Annotated in this window: 19 protein-coding genes; 9 read left to right on the top strand and 10 right to left on the bottom strand. The window is 65.8% G+C overall.

Translation table 11 applies throughout. From position 1 onward, the window contains the following. Positions 1 to 38: 38 nt before the first annotated feature. Positions 39 to 3836, bottom strand: a complete 3798-nt coding sequence (locus NTM_RS18440) for a bifunctional nitrate reductase/sulfite reductase flavoprotein subunit alpha (protein WP_163767086.1) — start codon at positions 3834 to 3836, stop codon at positions 39 to 41. 3 nt (positions 3837 to 3839) lie between these two features. Continuing rightward, positions 3840 to 5279 carry a nitrate/nitrite transporter gene (locus tag NTM_RS18435; protein ID WP_163767085.1) on the bottom strand — a complete coding sequence of 480 codons (1440 nt, stop codon included), beginning with the start codon at positions 5277 to 5279 and terminating at the stop codon, positions 3840 to 3842. Positions 5280 to 5444: 165 nt separating this feature from the next. On the opposite strand from NTM_RS18435, the gene NTM_RS18430 reads away from it, so the two are divergent. Continuing rightward, complete coding sequence (locus NTM_RS18430) at positions 5445 to 6086, top strand: NADPH-dependent F420 reductase (RefSeq protein WP_197746362.1); 642 nt, start codon at positions 5445 to 5447, stop codon at positions 6084 to 6086. Here NTM_RS18430 and NTM_RS18425 read toward each other — a convergent pair. Further along, on the bottom strand, positions 6076 to 6699 hold the full coding sequence (locus NTM_RS18425; RefSeq protein ID WP_163767084.1) for a TetR/AcrR family transcriptional regulator: 624 nt from the start codon (positions 6697 to 6699) through the stop codon (positions 6076 to 6078). The genes NTM_RS18430 and NTM_RS18425 overlap by 11 nt on opposite strands. A gap of 104 nt (positions 6700 to 6803) precedes the next feature. Between NTM_RS18425 and NTM_RS18420 the strand changes: the two genes are divergently transcribed. Both NTM_RS18420 and NTM_RS18415 read left to right on the top strand, forming a co-directional pair. Next, positions 6804 to 7739 (top strand): metal-dependent hydrolase, encoded by a 936-nt coding sequence (locus tag NTM_RS18420; RefSeq protein ID WP_163767083.1) that lies wholly within the window; start codon positions 6804 to 6806, stop codon positions 7737 to 7739. Then, on the top strand, positions 7732 to 8877 hold the full coding sequence (locus NTM_RS18415) for a hypothetical protein (protein WP_163767082.1): 1146 nt from the start codon (positions 7732 to 7734) through the stop codon (positions 8875 to 8877). The genes NTM_RS18420 and NTM_RS18415 overlap by 8 nt, the downstream gene beginning before the upstream one ends. On the opposite strand, the gene NTM_RS18410 is transcribed toward NTM_RS18415, so the two are convergent. Beyond that, on the bottom strand, positions 8817 to 9776 hold the full coding sequence (locus NTM_RS18410; protein WP_163767081.1) for an alpha/beta fold hydrolase: 960 nt from the start codon (positions 9774 to 9776) through the stop codon (positions 8817 to 8819). The two genes, NTM_RS18415 and NTM_RS18410, sit on opposite strands and share 61 nt — an antisense overlap. Positions 9777 to 10355: 579 nt before the next feature. Between NTM_RS18410 and NTM_RS18405 the strand changes: the two genes are divergently transcribed. Genes NTM_RS18405 through NTM_RS18380 form a run of 6 tightly spaced genes read left to right on the top strand, consistent with a single transcriptional unit; the run spans position 10356 to position 17705 of the window. Then, the gene (locus NTM_RS18405) at positions 10356 to 11546 is read left to right on the top strand and encodes an MCE family protein (protein ID WP_232079760.1); all 1191 of its coding nucleotides are present in this window, start codon (positions 10356 to 10358) and stop codon (positions 11544 to 11546) included. Positions 11547 to 11548: 2 nt separating this feature from the next. Continuing rightward, positions 11549 to 12568 (top strand): MCE family protein, encoded by a 1020-nt coding sequence (locus NTM_RS18400; protein WP_104864861.1) that lies wholly within the window; start codon positions 11549 to 11551, stop codon positions 12566 to 12568. After that, positions 12568 to 13671 carry an MCE family protein gene (locus NTM_RS18395; protein ID WP_163767080.1) on the top strand — a complete coding sequence of 368 codons (1104 nt, stop codon included), beginning with the start codon at positions 12568 to 12570 and terminating at the stop codon, positions 13669 to 13671. Before NTM_RS18400 ends, NTM_RS18395 begins: the two co-directional genes overlap by 1 nt. After that, on the top strand, positions 13655 to 15013 hold the full coding sequence (locus tag NTM_RS18390; protein ID WP_104864859.1) for an MCE family protein: 1359 nt from the start codon (positions 13655 to 13657) through the stop codon (positions 15011 to 15013). The genes NTM_RS18395 and NTM_RS18390 overlap by 17 nt, the downstream gene beginning before the upstream one ends. A gap of 35 nt (positions 15014 to 15048) precedes the next feature. Beyond that, the gene (locus NTM_RS18385) at positions 15049 to 16260 is read left to right on the top strand and encodes an MCE family protein (protein WP_232079951.1); all 1212 of its coding nucleotides are present in this window, start codon (positions 15049 to 15051) and stop codon (positions 16258 to 16260) included. Continuing rightward, a complete protein-coding gene (locus NTM_RS18380) occupies positions 16260 to 17705 on the top strand; it encodes an MCE family protein (protein ID WP_163769548.1) in 1446 nt (481 codons plus the stop codon). The genes NTM_RS18385 and NTM_RS18380 overlap by 1 nt, the downstream gene beginning before the upstream one ends. 7 nt (positions 17706 to 17712) lie before the next feature. On the opposite strand, the gene NTM_RS18375 is transcribed toward NTM_RS18380, so the two are convergent. The 6 genes from NTM_RS18375 to NTM_RS18350 form a co-directional block, all read right to left on the bottom strand. Beyond that, entirely contained in the window at positions 17713 to 18276 is a 564-nt protein-coding gene (locus NTM_RS18375; protein WP_232079759.1) for an Rv2253/PknI dimerization domain-containing protein, read from the bottom strand. Between the two features lie 29 nt (positions 18277 to 18305). Further along, positions 18306 to 19484: a thiolase family protein gene (locus tag NTM_RS18370; RefSeq protein ID WP_163767079.1), complete on the bottom strand. Its 1179-nt coding sequence runs from the start codon at positions 19482 to 19484 to the stop codon at positions 18306 to 18308. Continuing rightward, the gene (locus NTM_RS18365; protein WP_163767078.1) at positions 19484 to 19933 is read right to left on the bottom strand and encodes a Zn-ribbon domain-containing OB-fold protein; all 450 of its coding nucleotides are present in this window, start codon (positions 19931 to 19933) and stop codon (positions 19484 to 19486) included. The genes NTM_RS18370 and NTM_RS18365 overlap by 1 nt, the downstream gene beginning before the upstream one ends. Next, a complete protein-coding gene (locus tag NTM_RS18360) occupies positions 19926 to 21335 on the bottom strand; it encodes an aromatic ring-hydroxylating oxygenase subunit alpha (RefSeq protein WP_163767077.1) in 1410 nt (469 codons plus the stop codon). Before NTM_RS18360 ends, NTM_RS18365 begins: the two co-directional genes overlap by 8 nt. A 21-nt stretch (positions 21336 to 21356) precedes the next feature. Then, entirely contained in the window at positions 21357 to 22262 is a 906-nt protein-coding gene (locus NTM_RS18355) for an SDR family NAD(P)-dependent oxidoreductase (protein ID WP_104864960.1), read from the bottom strand. A gap of 68 nt (positions 22263 to 22330) precedes the next feature. Beyond that, positions 22331 to 23266, bottom strand: coding sequence for an enoyl-CoA hydratase/isomerase family protein (locus NTM_RS18350; RefSeq protein ID WP_232079758.1), 936 nt, complete (start codon positions 23264 to 23266; stop codon positions 22331 to 22333). Positions 23267 to 23311 lie beyond the last annotated feature (45 nt).

The raw sequence follows: 23311 nt of genomic DNA, 5'->3' as shown, positions 1-23311 counted from the left end.
CGTGTCGGCTGCAGACACGCACGCTCGCGGGAAAAGGATCAGTACACGTCGCGCACGTAGCGTTTCTCCGCGACCATCTCGCGCTTGTACTCACGCGCGGCGTCGGAGCTCATCTTCGCGTGCGTGCGCAGGATCTCGGTCAGCGCGTCGTCGACGTCGCGCGCCATCCGGGTCGCGTCGCCGCACACGTAGAAGTGGGCCCCGTCGTCGAGCCAGCGCCACACGTCGGCGCCGTAGTCGAGCATCTTGTGTTGCACGTAGACCCGTGTCGGCTGGTCCCGGGAGAACGCGAGATCCAGACGGTTCAGGAATCCGTCGTCGACCATGTCGAGCAGGTCGTCTCGGTAGTAGAAGTTCTGTTCGCGGTGCCGGTCGCCGAAGAACAGCCAGTTGGGGCCGCAGTGCCCGAGTGCGCGCCGCTCCTGCAGGAACCCGCGGAACGGCGCGATGCCGGTGCCGGGTCCGACCATGATCATCGGGGTGTGGGATTCGGCGGGCGGCCGGAAGTGCGGGGAGCGCTGCACGAACACCGGGACTGCAGTGTTGGGGGGCAGGTCGGCCAGATACGTCGACGCGACGCCGCCGCGGACGGTGCCGTCGGCGCCGCGATAGCGCACGACCGACATCGTCAGCTGCACCTCGTGCGGGCTGACCAGAGGGCTCGACGAGATCGAGTACTGCCGCGGCGTCAGCCGTACCAGCACCTGCTGCCACAGCAGTGGATCGGCGCGCACCGGGAATTCGCGGACCAGGTCGAGGGCGTTACCGATGCCGTTACCGATATCCCGCAGCCGCTTCCCGGCGCGCACCTCCGGGCAGTGCTCGGCGACGAAGGACAGCAGGTTCGGCGTCACCTTGCAGACGTCGTAGTGCGAGGTCAGCGCCTCTGCCAGCGTCATCTGCACGCCGTCGACGATCACCGCCTCCGAACCGGGCAGGCCCGTAGATTCCAGCCAACTCCGCACGGCGGCAACCGAATTGGTCACCCGGACACCGAGAGAGTCACCGACGCTGTAGCTGACGTCATGGGCGCTGATGTCGAACCCGAGCAGCCGGACGTCCTTGTCCGACCCGGCCGGGGTGAGCCGCACGTTGCGGCACAGCGGGACGGCCACCGGGTTCGCCCGGGTGAAACCGGCAGGTGCGTCGGCGATTTCGGGCCCTCCGGTGAGGCCCTCGATGCCCACGCCGATCAGCTCGGCGACGGACTCCGCCCACGCCGTCATCGGTTGCTCCTCGTAAGCCTCGCATTCGGCACGGTCCAGCATCCTGGTGGCGCCCAGGTCGGCGAGCCGGTCGTCCAGCGACCGGGCGTGACCACAGAAGTCGCCGTAGGACCGGTCGCCGATGCCCAGCACGGTGTAGCGCACGCCGTGCAGCGCCGGGGCGTCCGGCGATTCGAGCCGACCCCAGAAGTCCGCCCCGTTGTCCGGCGGACCGCCGTCACCGAACGTGCTCGTCACGAACACGGCCTCACCGGCGGCAGACAGTTCCGCCAGGTCGATGTCGTCCATCGCCCGCACCGGCCCGACGCCGAGCCGCTCCCCCAGCTTTGCGGCGAACTCCTCGGCATTGCCGGTCTGCGAGGCCCACAGCACCAGCGGTCCGAGGGGCTGCTGCGGGTGCGCCGCACCGCCGGTCCGCTCCTTGCGAGGCCGCGGCGCGGCATCGTCGACCGCAACCGGGCACAGCCGCACCGCACACACCTTGAACTCGGGTTGCAGCGAATCCGGGTCGACGGCGTCGTTGGTCAGCGCGTTGATCGTCAGCTTCTCGCCGTGCTCGTCGTTCCAGTGGAACGGCACCCACGTGCTGCCGGGGCGGATCCGTTCCGTGACGACCGCGGGCAGCACCGCCCGGCCCCGCCGGGTGACGAGTTCGACGTCGCGGCCGTCGGCGATTTCGAGCGCGGCGGCGTCGTCGGGGTGGATCTCGACGAACGGGCCGGGATTGAGCTTGTTGAGGGTGGCGACCCTGCCGGTCTTGGTCATGGTGTGCCACTGGTGCTGCAGCCGGCCGGTGTTGAGGATCATCGGGTAGTCCTCGTCGGGCAGTTCGGCCGGCTCGAGGTGCGGGCGGGCGTGGAACACCGCGCGCCGTGACGGGGTCGCGAACGCCAGCCGCGGGATGCGGCCGTCTGCGTCGGTGTGGAGGTCTTGCGACACACCGTCGTTGACATAGCGGATCGGGTTGACCTCGGGGGCGTGCCGCGACGGGCACGGCCACTGCACCGGCGTGTCCCGGAGCCGCTCGTAGCTGATCCCGCGCAGGTCGTAGCCGGTGCGCGGATTGTGGAAGCGGCGGATCTCGTCGAAGATCTGCTCACTGGATTTGTAGTCGAACGCGTCGCCGAAGCCGAGGTGACGGGCGACCCCGCAGATCAGCTCCCAGTCCGGCCGCGCGTCCCCGGCCGGCGGCAGCGCCTGCTGCAGCAGCGTCAGGGTGCGGTCTGAGTTGACCATCACCGCGTCGGCCTCGGCCCACAGCGTGGCGGGCAGCACGATGTCGGCGTACCGGTTGGTGGCGGTGTCGGTGTACGCGTCCTGGGTGATCACCAGTTCGGCGGCGCGCAGCCCGGCGATGACGGTATCCCGATTCGGCACGCTGGCAACGGGGTTGGTGCAGATCACCCACGCCGCCTTGATGTCTGCGCTGCCCATGCGGCGGAACATCTCGACGGTTCCCGGGCCGACGTCGGCGCGGATGGTGCCGGGTTCGAGGGCCCACTGCGTTTCGACGAACGCACGGTCGTCGGCCGAGGACACCACGCGCTGGCCGGGCAGACCGGGTCCCATGTAGCCCATCTCGCGTCCGCCCATCGCGTTGGGCTGCCCGGTCAGCGACATCGGGCCGCTGCCGGGGCGGCAGATCGCGCCGGTGGCCAGGTGAAGATTACAGATGGCGTTGGTGTTCCAGGTGCCGTGGGTGCTTTGGTTCAGGCCCATGGTCCAGCAGGTCATCCAGTCGCCGGCGGCGGCGATCATGTCCGCGGCACTGCGGATGTCGGCCTCGTCCAGCCCGGTGATCTCGGCGACGCGCCAGGGCGGGTAGTCGGCGAGGAACGCCGGCATCGCGTCCCAGCCCTCGGTGTGCTCGGCGATGAAATCGCGGTCGATCGCGTCGTTTTCGACGAGTAGGTGCAGGATCCCGTTGAGCAGCGCCAGATCCGTGCCGGGCCGGATCGGCAGGTACAGGTCCGCCTTGTCCGCGGTGGCGGTGCGGCGCGGGTCGACCACGATGAGCGCGGCACCGGCCTTCAGTCGGTCGGCCATCCGCAGATACAGGATCGGATGGCAGTCGGCCATGTTCGAGCCGATCACGAAGAACAGGTCGGTGCGGTCGAAATCGGCGTAGGAGCCCGGTGGTCCATCGGCGCCGAGAGATTGTTTGAACCCGGTGCCCGCACTGGCCATGCACAGCCGGGAGTTGGACTCGATGTGCACGGTGCGCAGATAACCCTTGGCCAGTTTGGTGGCCAGATACTGTGCCTCCAGCGACATCTGACCCGACACGTAGAGTGCGACCGCGTCGGGGCCGTGCTCGTCGACGATCGCGCGCAACCGCGTGCCGGCCTCGGCGAGCGCCTCGTCGACGCCGACGGCGACCGGATCGGCGCCGCGGGACGGCCGCCGCAGCGCCGTGGTCAGCCGGCCGTCGGTGGCGGCCATCAACTCGGCGTGGGTGGCCCCCTTGGTGCACAGCCTGCCGAAGTTGGCCGGGTGCAGCTTGTCACCGGACACCCGGGCGATCACGGGCGCACCCGTCGCGGGGTCGGTGCGGGTCTCCACTGAGATCCCGCACCCGACCCCGCAGTAGGAACAGGCGGTTCGGGTCACGCGCTACCCGACGGGGACCGGCGCCGTGGTGCGGCCGATGTGCTCGCCGCTGTGCACGCGGTCCTCCTGCAACCGCAGGAACACGAACCAGGTCACGAACGCGCACACCACGTAGAAGGCCAGGAAGACCCAGAACGCGTTGGTGGCCGACTTCGCGTCGCTGACGTAGGACGCGCGCAGCACCACGTTGATGAACACACCGCCGAGCGCGCCGACCGCGCCGGCGAAGCCGATCAGGGCTCCCGACATCGCGCGCGACCAGGCCGCCTTCTCGTCCTTGCTCAGGCCGTCGCGGCCCTGGGCCTTGGCCTCGAAGATCGACGGGATCATCTTGTAGGTGGAGCCGTTGCCGAGCCCGGACAGGATGAACAGCAGGATGAACCCGGCGACGTAGCCGATCATCTGGGCTCCCGTCGGCGCTCCGGTCGTGCCGTCGTCCATCACGCCCGTCACGACGAGGATGCCCGCGGCGAACATCATCGCGACGAACACGTACAGGGTGATCTTGCCGCCACCGACACGGTCGGCGAGCTTGCCACCGTACGGGCGCGAGATGGAGCCGAGAAGCGGCCCCAGGAAAGCGATCTGGGCCGCGTGCAGCGATGCCTGGGCGGGGGTGTCACCACCGGCGAGGTAGTTGATCTGCAGCACCTGGCCGAATGCGAACGAGAACCCGATGAACGAGCCGAAGGTCCCGATGTACAGGAAGCTCATCACCCAGGAGTGCTTGTACTTCATGGCCTCCACCAGCGCGCGGAAGTTCGACTTCTGGTTGCGCAGGTTGTCCATGAACAGCGCGGCACCGAGGGCGGCGGCGCTGATCGCGACAAGGTAGATGGCGCAGACGATTTCGGGACGGGCATTTCCCAGGGTGGCGATGACCAGCAGACCGATCAGCTGGATGACGGGCACCCCGATGTTGCCGCCGCCGGCGTTGAGTCCCAGCGCCCAGCCCTTGAGGCGTTGCGGGTAGAACGCGTTGATGTTGGTCATCGACGACGCGAAGTTGCCGCCGCCGAGGCCGGCGAACGCGGCGATCACCATGTAGGTGGTGTAGGACGCCGGGTTCTTCATGTAGTACAGCGTCAGCAGCGTCGGGATGAGCAGCAGCAGCGCGCTGACGATCGTCCAGTTGCGGCCGCCGAACTTCGCCGGGGCGATGGTGTACGGGATCCGAATGAACGCGCCGACCAGGGTGGGGACGGCGACCAGGTAGAACTTGCCCGCCGCGTCGATGCCGTAGACGTCCTGCGGCATGAACAGCACCATGACCGACCAGATCGACCACACCGAGAAGCCGACGTGCTCGGCCACGACCGACCAGATCAGGTTGCGTTTCGCAATGTCCTTGCCACCGGATTCCCAGGCCTCGACGTCCTCAGGATCCCAGGTTTCGATATCGCGCGTTCGTTTCGCCATGCGCCCAGTGAAAGCCCAGGTCATTCCCGGTCCATTGCACATCGGTGACCGCCGAGAAAACTCGTTCTCACATCTGGGCCGGGGTCACGGTGAGGCGCTGAGGGGAAACCGGTCGGGAACACGGGGAATAGGCGACGGCCGCCGGCAGTTGCGTGACGCATCATGTAAATGCCGGACGGGGAGCACATCATGCGATACGCCATCATCGGAGCAGGCAACATCGGGACGGCGCTCGCCGGCCATTTCGTCCGCAGCGGCATCGACGTGGGCCTCGCCGCGTCCCGCGGTGTCGAGGCGCTGCGCGGCACCACGGACGCACTCGGCCCGCACGTCACCGCCGTCGAGGTGACCGAGGCCCTCGACGCGGACGTCGTCATCCTCGCGGTGCCGTTCGACAGTGTGCGCGAGCTCGTCGGCCGCGTGACCGACTGGCAGGACAGGATCGTCGTCGACGCGACCAACGCGATCGACTTCGCGACCTTCGGTCCGGCGGACCTGGGTGGGCGGGCATCCTCGGACCTGGTCGCAGAGTGGGCCGTCGGGGCCCGTGTGGTGAAGGCATTCGGACATACCTGGGCGAGGATCCTCGCCCGCGAACCCGGCGACGGCCACGGGGGCCGACGGGTACTCTTCGTCTCCGGGAATGACCCGAGCGCCAATGCCGATATCGCGCAACTGATCTCGCAGTTCGGATTCGAGCCGGTGGATCTCGGCCGCAATGCCGGAGGCGGGCTGCTGCAGCAGTTCGGTGGACCACTGACCACCAAGAGCTTTGTGTCGCAGGCGATCGCCGGATCGAACCCGGCCGAGATGGATCTCGCTACCGCGTGAGGCCGTCGGCGCGCTGCGCCAGGATCGCGCTGCCCAGCCAGCGCCGCAGAAAGCGCCGCAGCTCCTCAGGTGAGCGCGACGGGTCGTTGGGCGCGACGAAGAACGACAGCATGGCGCGCAGCGTGAACTCGACGAGATCGCGCAGCGCGGCGTCGTCGTAACCGAAACTCGCCCAGTCGACGTCGAAGCGTGTGATCATCCGCATGCCGAAGTCCTGTGCCAGCGCCGACGCGACGTGGCTGGGTCCGGCCGCCGAATTCGGCGCCGACAGCACGATCCCCAGATGAGGCGTGGTCGCGACGGCCTCGAGAGTGAACAGGAAACCCTCGGTCATCGCGTCGGCGGGGTCGTGGATCCCGCGCACGTGCACGGCGAGGCGGTCGAGGAAACCGTCCACCGACGCGATCGCCGCGGCACGCATCAGCTCATCGGCCGTGGGGAAGTAGCGGTAGACGGTCTGGCGGATCACCCCGAGGGATTCCGCGACGTCGGCGATCGTGATGGCCGCTCCGGTCTCGGCGATCAGCTCGACGGCGGTGGCGACGATGCGCTGTGCGGCTTCGTCGTCGGTGGCGGGTGGATCACCGCCCCAACCTCGGCGTTTGCGTGCCATCGTGCTCCCGACGGTAGCACAGGGATTGACTCCGACCCGGGCGTCCAGTAATCATACAAACCGGTCCGCATTTGTATGATTACCAGTGAGCGAGGACGTCCGCGATGACCGATCTGATCGTGCGCAAACTGCGCTTCGCGTTTGCGAGCCGGCCGGTGCCGTTCCTGTGGAACGAGCCCAACCCGGCCTTCTCGGCGATGGCGAATGCGGTGTCGTTCCTGGCCGTCGGCTTCGAGAAGATGATCGGCGCGATGATCCCCGAGGTGATGCCGCACATCACCGATCCGGCGGTCCGTGAGGAGGCCGACGCGTTCGTCCGGCAGGAGGGCCAGCACTCGATGGCCCACCGCCAGCACGTGAAGGGACTGATCAAGGAGTACCCCGGGCTCAAGGACACGCTGGACAAGGTCATCGACGCCTACGACGAGATGACCGCGAACACCCCGTGGAAGTACCGGTTGGCCTACACCGCCGATCTGGAGGCGACGTTCACCCCGGTGTTCAAGCTGATGCTCGACCACGACGACACGCTGTTCGCCCCCGGCGACGACCGTGTCGCGTCACTGTTCCTGTGGCACTTCGTCGAAGAGGTCGAGCACCGCAGCTCGGCGCTGATCATCTACGACGCCGTGGTCGACGACCCGTGGTACCGGATGCGAGTGGCGCCGTCGATTTTCAAGCACGTGATGGACATCATCCGGCTGGTGTCGGAGGACTTCAACAGGCATGTCCCGTTGGAGGCCCGCAAGGTCGACGCGATGTCGACGTTCCGCATCCACCGGCGCAAGAAGGCTCTGCTACAACGGCTTCCGTTCGTCGACGCACCGTATGACGGTCCGTTCGCGAATGCGTTCAGCCATCTACCGCTGCGCGAACAGGTGGTGGCGCTCAACGGGGTGGTGCGCAGCCAGATCCCGGGCCACAACCCCGCCCACGAGAAACTCCCCGCGCTCGCGCAAGTGTGGTTCGACCGCTACGACGCCGGTTACGACGTGACCCGGTGGTACACCGCCGACGAGAACGAGACTGCCCATGTCTGACCTGTGCACCCCGACTTTCGCCGATCTCGCTGCACGCCTCGGGTTCTCGTGTGAGACCGCAGGCGGGCTCGTCGAGTTCCGCAACCCGTTCGCCCTGGAGAACCTGTCGTTGCCGGTGCTGGAGCTCACCGTGATCGTCGGCGCGGTGCTCGCGCTGTGGTACGCCGTGGTGCGACTGCGCAGGCACAACGATCCGACGAACATCGTGCTGTGGTTCGGCGCGATCGCCTATCTGCTGATCATCGAACCCCCGCTGTACTTCCCTGGCGCGTTCGGCATCGCCGACTACGTCGACACGATGTTCGCCCACAACGTGTTCACGGTCGAGTTCCTGTGGGGCAGGCTGCCTCTCTACATCGTCGCGATCTACCCGATGATGGCCACGGTCGCGTTCGAGATCGTGCGCGGCCTCGGTGTCTTCCGCCGCTACGGCACGCTGGTCGGGGCGGTCTGCGTCGGGTTCGTGCACCACGCGTTCTACGAGATCTTCGACCACCTCGGCCCGCAGTTGCGGTGGTGGGAGTGGACGCTGGACCATCCGTTCGCCCAGCCGTTCTTCGATTCGGTACCGCTGCCCAGCGTCGTGGTGTTCGCCACCCTGTGGCCGATGTCGCTGGCGCTGTGCGTGCAGTTCTTCGTCGGGCGCCACGTCGACGCGGGTCGCACGTTCACCGGAGGCCAGATTGTGTGGCGCACCGTGGTGGTCGGGCTGCTGGCCTCGATCGGCACCGCGATCCTGCCGCTGCCGGCGACGGCGGCCGCGGGCATCTCGGGCAGCACCACCGTGGGCGGCGTCGTGTATGCCCTTGAGCTGGTGGTGATCACCGTCGTCGCGATCCCGGTGCTGGTCAAGCAGTGGCGCTCACCGGAGGACAAGCCGGCCCACAGCAGGCTGATCCTCGGTTACGCAGCGGCGTATCTGGCGGTGATGGCGGTGCTGTGGGTGACCGCGCTGCCGAACTGGTTCGGCGCGACCGACGGTGTCACCGCGGCAGGCGATCCGATCGGCAGCCTCTGGTACACGGTGGTGTGCTTCGTGATCGCGGGGCTGAGCCTCGCGGCGGTGCTCACCTCGGGTCAGCCGGTGAACCGGGAGAAGAACTCGACGAGCGTCTCGGAGAACAACGTCGGATCCTGACCGTGCATGGAGTGCGCCATCATCGGGAACGACTTGTACGTGATCGACTGCCCGCCGCTCTTGGCCAACTGCGTGACGCGCCCGGCCTGGATGTCCGAGCATGCGCCGATGAGACCGCCCGATCCCTCGTCGATCATCCGGAAGTGGTGGGTGTAGAGCACCGGCACCTTGACCTGGCTGAGCATCACATGGTGTGGGCAGCTGGCCGTGAATGTCCCTGTGATGAACGCCTTTCCCCACTCGGGGTCGTATTCGCGCAGGTTCTGCGCGGGTTCGGCGGTGCCGACGACCAGCGCGACGTGGGCCTGCCAGTCGGCGAGTTCGTGTGGGACGGCAGCGACGAAGCCGTCCCAGTCCCCCACGCTCCACTGGTCTCCCAGGTAGCGCGCCCACATCCCGAACAGCGGCCCGATGCTGGCGGTGATCGCGGGCCCGACCACCGGTGAGGTCTCCGAGCTGAAGAACGGCGGGTCCTCCCAACAGGCCGCGATGACCTGGCCCGGCTTTGCGAAGGCGGACAGCCACGCGCTGGCCAGACCGCCCGAGGACAGCCCGCTGACGAACGCGGGCCTGCCGATCACGCCGTCGAGGAATCGGACCAGGTCATTGCCGACGTTGTCGAGGGTGTAGCGGTGCGGAGTGCGCGTCGAACGGCCCTGCCCGCGCAGATCCACGGCGTGCACGTGGAAGTGCCGGGCCAGCAGCGGCATCGCCTCCTCGTAGCCCCACCACGATTCGGACTGGCCCGGGATCAGCAGCAGCGCGGGCTTGGAGTCATCGCCGGCGACCGCATAGTTCAGCCGCACCTCGCCGGTGTCGAAGACGTGCTCCGGGTAGGTGTGCCCGACGTAGGTGGCTTCTGGTGCGTGCGGGCCGAAGGCTCCTGCGTACCGTCCCATGCCTTCAGGCTGTCACATTCGGATCGATCGGCGACGGGCATCACGCGCGAGCACACGTTCGGGGATTCTGACTTTCGGCCCGAGAACGGCCCGGGCGGCCGTCGTCCGATGACCACGTGGCCTTTGACGAAGACTCCCTACATCGAACGACCGAGGATCTCGGCCGACGTCGACCGCCCCGGCATCGCTGAATGCGCAGCGTTCCGATACCGGAGAGCAGGTGAAAATCCACGCAAAAGGACACTTGGCAGCCAATCCGGGCCTGCAGATCACCGGTCCGAGCGTTCATCCTTACCGCGCCCCACCGTATTGTCAGTAGAACACTTTTTGCTATATTGTTCACTACGCGTGCCGCAGGCGACCGAGACCGAAGGCCGTCCCGGTCCTCGCCCAATCATGAAGCGCGCCAACGTGGCAGCCGGTACGGGAGGGGTCGTGATGTCATCGATAAGCACCTTCCGGCCGCTTCGAAGGGCGCTTGACGTGAGCGTAAATCTGGCAGCACGCAGGATGGCGGACGTGTCTCTGCCGATCCACGGCTCTCACCGCAACGTCGAAGCGTCCGGCTAGGGAGCCGAGTTGAACAACCTCGTGCGACCGCTGGCCGGGCTGTCCTTGATCACCGTGGTGGCCCTTCTGGCCGGGCTCTCGGTGGTGCTGTTTCACGGAGATCTCACGCGGACTGCCACGGTCACCGTGCTCTCCCCCCGCGCAGGCCTTGTCATGAACCCCGACGCCAAGGTCAAGATGCAGGGCATCACGGTGGGCCGGGTCGGCTCCGTCGAACCCCTCCCGGACGGGCGTTCGGCGCTGCACCTTGAGTTGAACCCTGAACAGATGGCGATGATCCCGGAAAACGTGAACGTCGACATCACGTCGTCGACCGTGTTCGGCGCGAAGTTCGTCGATCTGGTGCCGCCGCCACATCCGGCATCGACTGCTCTCTTCGCCGGCCAGGTACTCACCGGCGACCATGTCACCGTCGAGATCAACACAGTTTTCGAACGACTGACCAATCTGCTCGACACCGTCGACCCCGTCGAGCTCAACACGACTTTGGGTCAGCTCTCACGAGCGCTGGACGGCCGGGGCCACAAGATCAACCAGGTACTGGCCGACCTCGACGCGTTCCTCACACGCTTCGGCAAAAGCATTCCCAATTTCTCTCGCGATCTCGCTGCCCAACCCACCGTGGTGACTGCATACGCAGATGCCGCGCCTGACTTCATCCAGGTGCTTCAACATTCGACCCGGATCAGTGAGACGATCGTCGACGAGCAGCAGAATCTCGACGCGCTTCTGTTGAGCACCATCGGGTTCGGCGAAATCGGCACAGCCGTGCTGGCAGAGAATCGCCAGCCTCTGACAGACCTGCTGAGAATTCTGGCGCCGACGACGGACCTGCTCTACCAGTATCGGCAGAACGTCGACTGCACCCTCAAGGGGCTGGTCCCATTCACCCAGGGACTTCCCCTCCCCGAACCGGGAATCATGGTGTCGATCGGATTCACCTGGGGCATCGAGCGTTACCGGTACCCGGGCGACCTGCCCAAGGTGGCGGCGAGTGGCGGCTCAAACTGCGAGAAGGTCGGAATGCCGGTGCTGCAACCGCAGGAGATCTCGCCCTTCCTGGTCACCGACATCGGCGGGAACAGATGGCGGTATGGCAACGAAGGCATCGTCTTGAACTCCGACGGGCTCAAACAACTCCTCTTCGGCCCCATCGACGGTCCTCCCCGCAACTCCTCACAGATCGGAATGCCGGGCTAGGTATGCGCCGATCGAGTATCAAATTTCTGGCCTTCGCCGCAGTGATGAGCGTGCTGACGGCCTTCCTGGTCATGATGTTCGCCGATTACCGGGGCGGTGCCACCAACAGCTACTCTGCCGTCTTCCACGACGTCGCCCGCCTCAAGCCAGGAGATTCGGTCCGAATTGCCGGGGTTCGCGTCGGCACGGTCGACGACGTTCGGTTGCGGCCGGACAAATCCGCCGTGGTGTCCTTCGACGCAGACCGCAAGGTGGTGCTCACAGTCGGCACTCGTGCGGAAGTGCGGTACCTCAATCTCGTCGGCGATCGCTACCTCGAACTGGTCGATTCCCCGGGATCGACCCGGACCCTGCCTGACGGCGGGCAAATCCCAGCCGAGCGCACCGCACCCGCACTCGATCTCGACCTGCTTCTCGGTGGACTGCGACCCCTGACCCAGGGCCTCGATGCCGAGGACATCAACGTGCTCACCTCGTCTCTACTGCAAGCACTTCAAGGACAAGGCGGCGTGATGGAATCGCTGCTGTCGAAGACCTCGACGTTCACCGCGACACTGGCGGATCACAGCGACGTGATCCAGGAGGTCATCGGCAACCTTCGCGACTTGACCGCCGTCCTGGCAAAAGACAGCCGTCAGTTCTCCGACACGATCGAGCGCCTCGACTCTCTGGTCACCGGCCTCGCCGCCGACCGAGACCCGATCGGAGCATCGATCGAGTCGCTGGAAAAAGGCACGGCGTCACTTACCGATCTCCTGGACAACGGCAGACCACCACTGGCCGCCACCATCGACCAACTGAACCGTCTCTCGGTGCCACTCGACGCCGACAAAGACAAGATCGATATCGCCCTGCAGAAGGCGCCGGGCAATTTCAAGAAGCTGGTCCGACTCGGCGCCTACGGCAGCTGGATCAACTACTACCTGTGCGGCATCACCCTGCGCGTGAGCGACCTCGAAGGCCAGACCGCGGTGTTCCCGTGGGTCAAGAACCAGGGCGCCGGAAGGTGTGCGGACCCCTGATGCTGAAATACAAAGGCAAGCACCTCATCCGGGCCGGATTCATCGGCGTCGTCGTCGCCGTACTCGTCATCCTGGTCGGCCTCCAACCGGAACGGCTGCTGTCGCTGGCCACCGACATCCGCTATCAGGCCGTGTTCGCCGAGGCCGGCGGCCTGCAGGCCGGCAACGACGTGGTTGTCTCCGGCATCAAAGTCGGCCACGTCACGAGCGTCGCGCTGGACGGAAATCAGGTCAAAGTCGGGTTCACCGCCGACGCCACCGTGACCTTCGGACGCGACTCCACCGCCCATATCCGCACAGGCTCGTTACTCGGCGAGCGGACGCTGACCGTGGAGTCAGCCGGGTCGGGCGTCTTGGATTCATCGGAAGCGATCCCGTTGACACGCACCTCATCTCCGTATTCGCTCAACGACGCCGTGGGCGACCTGTCGACACAGATCGCCGGAACCGACACCGCCGACGTCAACCAATCCCTGGACGTCCTGGCCGAAACGCTCGACCAGATCGCCCCGCAACTGGGACCCACCTTCGAGGGCCTGACGCGCGTGTCACGCATGCTCAACGAGCGCAACAACGACATCAGCCAGCTGCTCGCGCACTCGGCCGACGTCACACAGGTGATCTCAGACCGCAGTGCACAGGTCAACACCTTGATCCTCAACGCCAACGATCTGATGGCAGTGCTCGTCGACAGACGGATCGCCATCGCCAATCTTCTGGCCAACACCTCTGCGGTATCCCAACAGATCTCCGGGCTCGTCGACGACAACGAAGCCGAACTCGCCCCGATGCTGGCCAAGCTGAATTCGGTCAATGCGATGCTGCAGAAGAATCGCGACAACATAGCAGCGGCGCTTCCCGGCCTCGAGAAGTTCCAGCGCACCCAAGGTGAGACGATCGCCTCCGGGGGCTACTACAACGCGTTCGTCGCCAATCTCATCCCGTCGCAGTTCCTGCAGCCCTTCCTCGACTACGCCTTCGGGTTCCGACGAGGCGTCAACGCCGGCCAGCCGCCGGACAACGCCGGCCCACGCGCAGAGCTCCCCTTCCCAGTCAACGGCATCCCGCAACCAGGAGATCTCCCCGATGACGGTAACCCGTAGACACGCGAGGGCCGGCATCGCAGCCACTTTCGTGGTGCTGATCATCGTGTCCTCGGCGTTCATGGCACGCCAGACGTTCTTCGCGCCGTCGACGATCTACGCGTACTTCTCCTCCACCACGGCCATCTACCCGGGCGATCAGGTTCGGGTTCTCGGCGTCGAGGTCGGGACGATCGCCTCGATCGAGTCGACCGGAACCCAGTCCAAGGTCACGATGCACATCGATCGGGAAGTGCCGATTCCCGCCGATGTCCAGGCGATCATCGTCGCACCGAATCTTGTTGCCGCGCGGTATGTTCAGTTGGCGCCCGCCTACGATGCCGAAGGGCCCACCATGCCCGACGGCGGCGCCATTCCGCAGGATCGCACGGCGGTTCCCGTCGAATGGGACGAGGTCAAAAAACAACTGGCGCGAATCGCCGAAGACCTGGGCCCGGCCTCACCCGGCCAACAGACCTCGGTCGCGCGGTTCATCGACAGCGCCGCAAACGCGATGGACGGCAACGGCGCCAAACTTCGCGAAACGCTTGCCCAATTGTCCGCGGCAGGTCGCATCTTCGCCGAGGGAAGCGGCGACTTGGTCGACATCGTCACCAATCTGCAGCGTTTCGTCTCGGCGTTGCGCGACAGCAACATCCAGATTGTGCAGTTCCAGGACCGCTTCGCGGCCCTGACCACCGTCGTCAACGACAGCAGAAGCGACCTCGACTCCGCTCTGACAACGTTGTCCGGAGCCATCGATGACGCTCGGCGCTTCATCGCAGGAAGCCGAGCCCAGACCACCGAGCAGGTCGAACGGTTGGCCGACCTCACCCAGGTCCTCGTCGAGCAGCGGACATCGGTCGAGAACATCCTGCACGCCGCGCCGACGTCGCTGGCCAACACCTACAACATGTACAACCCAGACACCGGAACATTCGTCGGTTCCTTTGTCTTCCAGAACTTCTCGAACCCGGTCCAGTTTCTCTGTTCGGGAATAGGCGCCGTGGAGAACGCGACGGCGCCCGAAACCGCGCGCCTGTGTGCCGAATACCTCGGACCTGCACTGCGATTGCTGAACTTCAACTATCTTCCGTTCCCGCTGAATCCTCTGCTCAGTGCGGCCGCCCAGCCGCAGAACCTGGTGTACTCGGATCCGCGTCTGGCTCCTGGCGCCGCAGGGACGCCGCCTGGGCCGCCTGACATACCCCCTGCCGTGTCCGCATACACCGGAAGCAACGGTGATGTCCCACCACCCCCGGGCTACAGTCCACCGCCGGTCGCCCCCGCGACCGTCGACAACCTCATCTTGCCCGCACCGCCGCAGCAGTCTCCCACGTCGTCGGGGGTGCCGCACCCGTGAGATCCCTCGCTTCGAGCCGCGCCGCATTCTGCGCCATGGTGGTCTTGGTCACCGCGGGCTGCGGTTTCCAGGGGATCAACTCGCTGCCTCTGCCCGGTACGATCGGGCGAGGCGCAGACACTGCGACGTACTTCGTCGAGATCGCCAATGTCGGTACTTTGGAACCAAATTCGCCCGTGTTGATCTCTGACGTGACGGTCGGCACTGTCGAGGGGCTCACCGTCGACAACTGGCATGCCACTGTCCAGGTCTCCATCGAACCCGACACGGCGGTCGCCGAGAACGCGGTGGCCACCGTCGGTCAGAGCAGCCTGCTCGGATCGATGCATCTGGCACTGAACCCTCCGCCGGGCGAACAGCCTCGCGGTCGTCTCTCACCCGGTGCGACACTGCCGCTGAACAGGTCCTCGACCTTCCCGTCCACCGAGCGGACCTTGTCGTCGCTGTCCACCATCGTCAACGGCGGTGGTCTCGGCCAGATCAGCGACATCATCGGTGAATCGAACGCCGCGCTGTCCGGGCGGGAGCCACAGGTCCGTGATCTGCTCACACGGCTCGACGAGATCGCGGGCGTGCTGGCAGACCAGCGACACGACGTGGTCGTCACTCTCGAGGAACTCGCCGACCTCAGCAGGACTCTGGCCGACGGGTCGGGCGCCATTGACGCGGCGATCCTCAAGATTCCCGCGGCCCTGGATGTCTTGGTGCGCCAACGGCCACAACTGACAACGGCATTGGACCGTCTACGGACTTTCAGCGACACCGCCACCGGGCTGATCGACGATACGCAGGAGGACCTCATCCGGAACCTGCGCAACCTGGAACCGACCTTGCGCGCAGTCGCCGATCTCGGCACCGACCTCGACACCGTGCTGGCCTATTTGACGACGTTCCCCTTCACCCAGAACGTCATCGACCGTGGGATGAAGGGAGACTTCATGAACCTGTTCGTCACACTGGACCTGACGTATCCCCGGATCAGACGCACCCTGGCGCTCGGTACCCGATTCGGTGAACCGCACGCCCGATTGGTGCCCGCTCCGGGCGACCCATGGTTCGCCAACTACACCTACGATCCCCTCGGCAGCACGATCGTCTCCCCCGAGCCGCCGCAGGCGGGTGCTCCGCCGGCACCGACACTCGCCGAGCCCGTACTACCCGTCGCACCACCGCCCAGCGGACAGCCGAGCGGTCAACCACCGCAACATGATCAGATCTTCGCCGGCCCCTACCCGGGCGCGCGCTGATGCTCAGCCGTCTGGTCCGCATCCAGCTGGTGCTCTTCGCCATCGCCTCGGTGGTGGGCGTGACCGCGATGGTCGTCGTCTACGTCCAGGCACCGACCCTGTTGGGCATCGGACGATACACCGTCACGATGGAACTTCCCGAAGGCGGCGGACTGTACCGCTTCAGCAACGTGACAGTGCGCGGCGTGCAGGTAGGCAAGGTCACCGAACTGGAGCTGACGCCGAGCGGTCCTCGCGCCAAGCTCAGTCTCCAGACCTCCCCCAAGATCCCCGCCGACCTGAGCGCCGAGGTACGAAGTGTGTCAGCGGTGGGTGAACAGTACGTCGATCTTCGTCCCCGCGCCGACACCGGCCCATACCTCGGCGAGGGGTCTGTCATCCGCGCCGGCGATGTGACCGTCCCCCAGAAGGTCGGACCGATGCTCGATCAGATCAGCGCGCTGCTGGGCAGCATCCCCGAGGATCGAATCGCCGACCTGCTCGACGAGACCTCCCAGGCCCTCGATGGAGCGGACTTCGACCTCGGATCTCTCATCGATTCGTCGTCCACACTCGGCGACGCCCTCAAAACCAACGCCGATACGGTGAGCACCCTCACCGACGACAGCGTTCCTCTGCTCGACGCCCAGGCGCAGACCACCGATTCGCTGCGACAATGGGCACGAAGCCTGGCTGGAGTGACCCGCCAGATCGACGAGAACGACACCGCTGTGCGGAGCATTCTGCACGTCGGGCCCCCAGCCGCGGATGAGGCGGCGCGTCTGCTTCGGGATGTCAGGCCCACCCTTCCGCTACTCCTGGCCAATCTGACCACCGTCGGCCAGATCGCATTGACATACCGGCCAGGGGTCGAACAGCTGCTGGTGCTCTTCCCCCCGTATATCGCCGCACTGCAGGGCTTTGCGCTTCCCTGGAACAATCCGACCGGTTGGCCGCTCGGGGACTTCACCGCCACCAGTGGCGACCCGCCCGCCTGCACTGTCGGCTTTCTGCCCGCATCGGAGTGGCGTTCCCCGGCCGACGTCACCGACATCGACACTCCCGACAACCTGTTCTGCAAGCTTCCGCAGGATTCGCCGATCGCCGTCCGTGGCGCCCGTAACACCCCGTGCGCCGACTACCCGGGCAAGCGAGCCCCGACCGTCGAAATCTGTCGAAGTGACCAGCCGTATCAGCCGCTGGCCCTGCGCCAGCACGCTCTGGGACCGAATCCGATCGACCCCAACGCCATTGCCCAGGGGATCCCGCCCGACGACCGCATCCCGCCCGGCGAGCGACTCTACGGGCCGGTCGAGGGCACCCCACTTCCGCCGGGCCCGGTGGGCTTCGCCCAGTACGACCCGGCGACCGGACGCTACGTCACCCATGATGGCCGGACTCACCAGCAGTCCGATCTGGTCACCGACGACCCGCCGAAAAGCTGGCAGGACCTGATGCCGAATTAAGTTGTGGTCAGCTGATCTTGTCGAGCCGGAACGGCATCCGGATGACGAGGGGTTGGCCTACGCCGCACGCACCCGCAGGTCCTGCCGTCACGTCCTCCCCCGCGAGCACCGGTGAACCGACGACTCTGCGGCCGCCCTGGGCCGTGGGCGAGAAGCGAAACAGTTGCCGCCCGGGATAGGTCGTGCCGTCAGGGCACGGGACCCAATCGGGAACGTCACGGCGCACGCTCCACATGTTCGATTGCATCGTCAGCTCAGCCGACCACCCCTGGTCGCTGTGCACCTGGCCGGAGCACGTCTGCGGATCCGAGCACGAGGACACAATCGTCCAGATGCTGCGAACCGTGCGCTCGTCGAAATAGACCTCATTCCTCTTGGACCAATTACCCATCGACACAGCGGTGTACGTGCCGTTGATCGCCAGTTCAGGCTCGACGCCGTGAGAGACCGGAATGTTCCACTGACCCGTCACGCACACGCCGATCCCCGCCAGCAGCCAGGCGCCGCTCCGCAGGAAGACCCGAACGGGGCGCATCGGTAAACGATAGAACACCTTCTCACTATCTGTCATGAATGGGCCAAGCTCACCTGAGTCTCAGATCAACTGCGTCGCAACAACATCATTGTTGTCCCGCTGTTCGCACCGCCCACCCCGCAGGCCGCGAGGTCAGCACCGTCGACCTGACGGGCGCCCGCGTCACCGCGCACCTGCAGGCAGGCCTCGTGCAGATGCCCGAAGCCGTGCAACCGCCCACCCGAGAGCTGCCCACCCGAGGTGTTGATCGGCAGCTGCCCGCCGAGGGTGAAGCGAGTCGGGTCAGAAACCCACTCCCCCGACTCGCCGAACTCGCAGATGCCGAAGTCCTCAAGGAAGCACAACACGAAGACACTGAATCCGTCGTAGAGCGAGGCATAGTCGATGTCGGGGGGCAGGAAGTCGGTACGGTCCCAGAGGGTGGACCACCGAGAGTTGAGCCGGGCGATGTCCTGACCGCCTTCCCACATGAACCTGTCGTGGTGGGCACAGTCGAGTGCTTCGACGGTGACTCCGGGATGATCGAGTGCGCCGGCGTGTTCTGCGCGCGAGATCACGAACGCCGTCGCACCGTCACAGGCGATGTCACAGTCGTACATGCACAACGGGTCGGAGACCATCCGCGCCTCGAGGTAGTCCTCGATCCCGATGACGTCGCGGTACACCGCATTGGGGTTGAGCCGGGCGTGCGTCCGCTGGACGACGGCCACCTGGCCCAGTTGTTCTCGCGTCAATCCGAAACGCTGCATACGGGAACGGATCTGCAACGCGGCAAGGTTTGCCGCCGACGCACCGTAGGGCAGCTGCCAGCCCAGTTGTCCGGTCGCGCGCGAGCCTGCGGGCACGCTGTATCCTCGCCGCCGCCCACTCCCCTGCGCCGTCCCCTCCCAGATACTGCGCCAACACAACACATGCTCGGCCATGCCGCCCGCAACGGCCAGCATCGCATCGACGACGGCGCCCAGTTGACCGGGGTACTCCACTCCGCCTGCGACCCAGTCGGGTTGGACCCCGAGTGCGTCGTGCACCTCCCGTAAGCCTGCGCCCGAAAAACCCGCCCCCGCCATCGAGGCACCCGGATACGTGGTCAGCCCGTTGATGTCGGCCGGGGTCAACCCGGCATCCTCGATCGCGGCCAGGCATGCGTCGATCGTGAGCTCCAACGGATCACGCCCGAGACGACGACCGATATCGGACTGACCGATACCGCTGATGATCACCTCGTCGGTGAGCCGACCGCTCATCACCGCTCCGGAGCGAACAACGGCAGGTACACCACATCGTCGGCCCCGTCGTCATCGGCTCTGTCGCCATCCGCACAGCGTTCGAAAACGACCCGCACCGGCATGCCCACATGGATCCGGTCGACCGCCACATCCACCAGATTGGTCAACACCCGCACGCGGTCATCCTCGACAGGGTTCACGAACGCGATGACATACGGCGTGGGAATGCCCGGGAAGAACGGGTGGGTGTTGACCGTCCACGATTCCACCGTGCCCCGACCCGACACCGACTCCCATTCCGGGATCGCCTGGTCGAATTGGCAACGCAGAGCCGGCGGGTGAATGAACCGGGCGCACTCCGGACAGCGTTGCAGACGCCATACGCCGTCGCGGCCGGACGTCCAGTAGACACGATTGGTCGCCGTGAGGGCGGGCAGCACCCTGTTGCCCGTGGACGCCTCAGGCATCGTGGTCGTCGACGCCGAAGATGAAGCGGTCGGCGATCGCGTGCTGGTTGCGGATCGACATCTCCTGCGCCGTGTTCAGCCACAGACCGTCGAAGCCGCGGGAGTGCATGCCGGCATGAATCGCATCGATATTGCGGAGATCCTGGGTGGGTAACTCTCCCCAACCGTCGTGATCCTGCCACCGCTGCACTTCCAGCCAGCGCGTCTCGGGAACCTCCCCGGGCGCGAAGTGTTCGAGCGAGAACATCTCGAACACACACCGATTGGGATCCTCGGCGTCAGGCAGCATGCGATAGCCGAGCACGCAGGACTTCTCGACCAGGATCACCAGAGTCGGGAAGACGTGCCAGTCGCCGTTGCCTGCGAAGTACTCCTGCATCGACATCCTGGGGTAGTCGACGCCCTCGGCGAGGGCCAACTCCTCACACATCTGGTGGTACAGCACAAAGGGCGGAACCTCCCCCGGTTCCATCCTCGCCAGCTGCCGTGCGGCGCGGTAGTCGCGTTCGGTCACCAGGGATCCGACCTCAAGGTAGTTGTACTGCATGGAGTTCGCGAAGACCTCCGGACGGGCGGCTTGCGCTTTCCGGGCGCTGTCGCGATCCCCGGAATCGGGACGCGCGGTGTAGATGAACCGCGAATGATTCCGGTACGCGGTGGTAGGTGTGTAAGGCGCGTAGACGTACTCCTGCGGTGGCGCCGGTTCGGCCGACGGTCGCGGCCCCTGCGTCGGTCGCAAGGTCTGCGGATGCGTACCGGCCGTGTGGTACCCCTCGATGAACGCATCGATGACGGTTTTGTAGTTGGCCGCCAGCCGGGTTCGCTTCCGCCAGCGAAACCTCATGTCCTCCAGCCGGAACGGGGCCAACGCTGTCACCAACGGGTCGAGCCAGTCAAGCAACTCGGGGGGATTCTCGGCCATGCTGATGAACACCCAACCGCCCCAGGTGCCCACTGCCACCGGGCGAAGCGACCACGCCTCCCTGGACCGGCTCAAGAACTCGTCCCGCGACGGCACGAACGACGAGCGGCCGTCGAAACCGAAGCGCCACCCGTGGAACTCGCAGCGAAGATCGCCGTCGACGGCGCATCCCGTACCGCGGACCACCTTCATACCGCGATGGGTGCACGCGTTGTAGAAAGCCTTGATGCCGCCGTCCTTCTGCCTGACCACCATGATCGACTGGCGGCCGATCACGTACTCGCAGTATCTCCCTGGATCGGGGATCTCCTCTTCGCGGCAGGCGGGTTGCCAGACCTGGGTGAAAAGACGGTCGAGTTCGAGCTGCAGGAATTCGGGATCGATGTACCGACCCTTGGGGACGAACGTCTCCCCGCACGCATATCGCGGCGGCACCTTGCCGGTCGCCTCAGAGTCGGTTGTGTCCTCGACTGCGGTCATCGAGCGGCCCCTTCCGATGCGTCAGCCCGCGGGCGGCTTGTCGAAAATGTTGGGATAGAGCAGCGCTTCCTTGAACGATGTCTCGATCTCGGTGAAGGCTGTGGGGATGTCCCAGGTTCCCGACGCCGACACGATCTCGCGTTCGACGACGGGATTGGACATCAGGCTGATCCGTCCGTTGCCGGCGAAGATCACCCGGCGGTTGAGCCACTCGGACTGTTCGCTGGCCAGATAGACGACCGGCGGCACGACGTTCTCGGGAGCGAGTCTCTTGTTCTCCGGCGAATAGTCCATGCTGCCACCGCCTTTGATGCCCTGGGTCATCCTGGTACCGGCGATGGGCGCGATCGCATTGGAGCGCACACCGTATCCCTTGAGTGCGTTCGCGCACGAGAACGTCAGTCCGACGATACCCATCTTCGCCGCGGCGTAGTTGGGCTGACTGGGTGCGCCCTGGAGCCCGGACATCGACGTGAAGTTGATCAGGCGATACTGGCCGCCGCGGTTTTCGCGCCACCAGGCAGCGGCGTGACGGGTGAGGTTGAACGTGCCCTTGAGGTGCACGGCAACAACCGAGTCGAAGTCCTGTTCGCTCATCTTGAAGATCATGCCGTCGCGCAGGATGCCTGCCGCGTTCACCATGATGTCGAACCCCCCGAGGGTCGCCGCGGCCCGATTGATCAATTCCTCGCATGCAGCGAAGTCGGTGATGTCGGTGGTGTCCGGGAACGCCTTGCCGCCACGCTCATTGATGGCAGCGGCGACGGTTTCGGCCGGGCCCGCGTCACGCCCCGTGCCGTCGACGGCGACGCCGGCGTCGGAGACCATGACGGTGGCACCCTCAGCGGCGAGGCCTTCGGCGACGGCGGCACCGATCCCACGGCCGGCACCGGTCACTAGCGCCCTGCGCCCGTCAAGCACACCCATCGTCACTCCTTCGCGCTCCGAGTCGCATTTCACTATACAGAACAGATAAACAGGATATGTCTATCTGATTATTCAAAGCCCCACTCTGCGTAGCGCCGCTCGAGTTCGGCCATCGCTTCCCGCCCACCACGCGTCCCGCGCTCTTTCATGAAGTTGAACTCGTCGTCACGCCAGGACAGATTCGTGAACACGCTGTGGCCCATCGGCACCCAGTCGCCGAACTGCGCCATCCCGACGGCGTTCCAGAAGGTGATCAACGCGTGCTTACCGATCATCAAGCCGTCAGCCGAATGATGGGCGATAGCCCGCGCGTACCGCATCGCCTCGTCGCGCAGTCCGTCGGCGGGCACCACCGACGCGGCCACTCCCCAGTCTTTGAGTTCGGCCGCAGGGACCTTTCGGCCGGTGATCATCGCCTCGTAGCCCCGGTTCGGCCCGAGTTTGAGCAGCGCGAGGGGCATCGCGGTGGAGAATCCGGCGAACCCGATCCGCGCCTGCGGCCGGGCCAGGTACATGTCCTCCGACACGACGAGGATGTCGGCGGCCAAGGCCAGGTTCATCCCGGCACCCAGAGTGGCACCCTGACACGCGGCGATGACTGTCTTGGGGAACTCCAGCCAGTTCGTCAGATGACGATGCAGGCGACGGGCGTTTCCCAGCCGAGCCGTCTGCGGCAGCCGTTTACCCTTGGTCAATCCCGCCTGTTCGACCGGCAGCCGGCGGACGTCGTCGCCGCTGGAGAAGTCCTTCCCCTCGGCCGCGAGCACCACGACCTTGACGTCGTCGTCCTCCTCGGCCCGGTCGAGCCGGTCCTTGAAGAGCCGATGCATGTCCGGCGAGAGGATCGCATTGCGCCGGTCGGGCCGATTGATGGTGATCATCGCGATATGCGGCTCGACCACCTCATAGCGCACCCAGTCCTCGTCGATCTCGAAATCGTCGGCCTCCTGCGGCGTTCCACCCATGGCGGCGGCCTCCTCCTCGTACATACCGTCGATGTACATCAGAACACTAATCGATCAAGTGTCTCGTTTGACTGTTAAAGTTCG

This window comes from Mycolicibacterium parafortuitum (genome assembly GCF_010725485.1).
Taxonomy (GTDB): domain Bacteria; phylum Actinomycetota; class Actinomycetes; order Mycobacteriales; family Mycobacteriaceae; genus Mycobacterium.
The sequence above is the reverse complement of the archived record's forward strand: the minus strand, read 5'-3'. Positions and strand labels throughout refer to the sequence as shown.

Coding starts and splice junctions, on each gene's coding strand:
- NTM_RS18375 (WP_232079759.1), bottom strand. CDS start 18,276: ATGACAGATAGTGAGAAGGTGTTCTATCGTTTACCGATGCGCCCCGTT.
- NTM_RS18380 (WP_163769548.1), top strand. CDS start 16,260: ATGCTCAGCCGTCTGGTCCGCATCCAGCTGGTGCTCTTCGCCATCGCC.
- NTM_RS18430 (WP_197746362.1), top strand. CDS start 5,445: ATGCGATACGCCATCATCGGAGCAGGCAACATCGGGACGGCGCTCGCC.
- NTM_RS18425 (WP_163767084.1), bottom strand. CDS start 6,699: ATGGCACGCAAACGCCGAGGTTGGGGCGGTGATCCACCCGCCACCGAC.
- NTM_RS18360 (WP_163767077.1), bottom strand. CDS start 21,335: ATGACCGCAGTCGAGGACACAACCGACTCTGAGGCGACCGGCAAGGTG.
- NTM_RS18350 (WP_232079758.1), bottom strand. CDS start 23,266: ATGTACATCGACGGTATGTACGAGGAGGAGGCCGCCGCCATGGGTGGA.
- NTM_RS18400 (WP_104864861.1), top strand. CDS start 11,549: ATGCGCCGATCGAGTATCAAATTTCTGGCCTTCGCCGCAGTGATGAGC.
- NTM_RS18435 (WP_163767085.1), bottom strand. CDS start 5,279: ATGACCTGGGCTTTCACTGGGCGCATGGCGAAACGAACGCGCGATATC.
- NTM_RS18355 (WP_104864960.1), bottom strand. CDS start 22,262: ATGGGTGTGCTTGACGGGCGCAGGGCGCTAGTGACCGGTGCCGGCCGT.
- NTM_RS18365 (WP_163767078.1), bottom strand. CDS start 19,933: ATGCCTGAGGCGTCCACGGGCAACAGGGTGCTGCCCGCCCTCACGGCG.
- NTM_RS18420 (WP_163767083.1), top strand. CDS start 6,804: ATGACCGATCTGATCGTGCGCAAACTGCGCTTCGCGTTTGCGAGCCGG.
- NTM_RS18390 (WP_104864859.1), top strand. CDS start 13,655: ATGACGGTAACCCGTAGACACGCGAGGGCCGGCATCGCAGCCACTTTC.
- NTM_RS18385 (WP_232079951.1), top strand. CDS start 15,049: ATGGTGGTCTTGGTCACCGCGGGCTGCGGTTTCCAGGGGATCAACTCG.
- NTM_RS18370 (WP_163767079.1), bottom strand. CDS start 19,484: ATGAGCGGTCGGCTCACCGACGAGGTGATCATCAGCGGTATCGGTCAG.
- NTM_RS18415 (WP_163767082.1), top strand. CDS start 7,732: ATGTCTGACCTGTGCACCCCGACTTTCGCCGATCTCGCTGCACGCCTC.
- NTM_RS18395 (WP_163767080.1), top strand. CDS start 12,568: ATGCTGAAATACAAAGGCAAGCACCTCATCCGGGCCGGATTCATCGGC.
- NTM_RS18410 (WP_163767081.1), bottom strand. CDS start 9,776: ATGGGACGGTACGCAGGAGCCTTCGGCCCGCACGCACCAGAAGCCACC.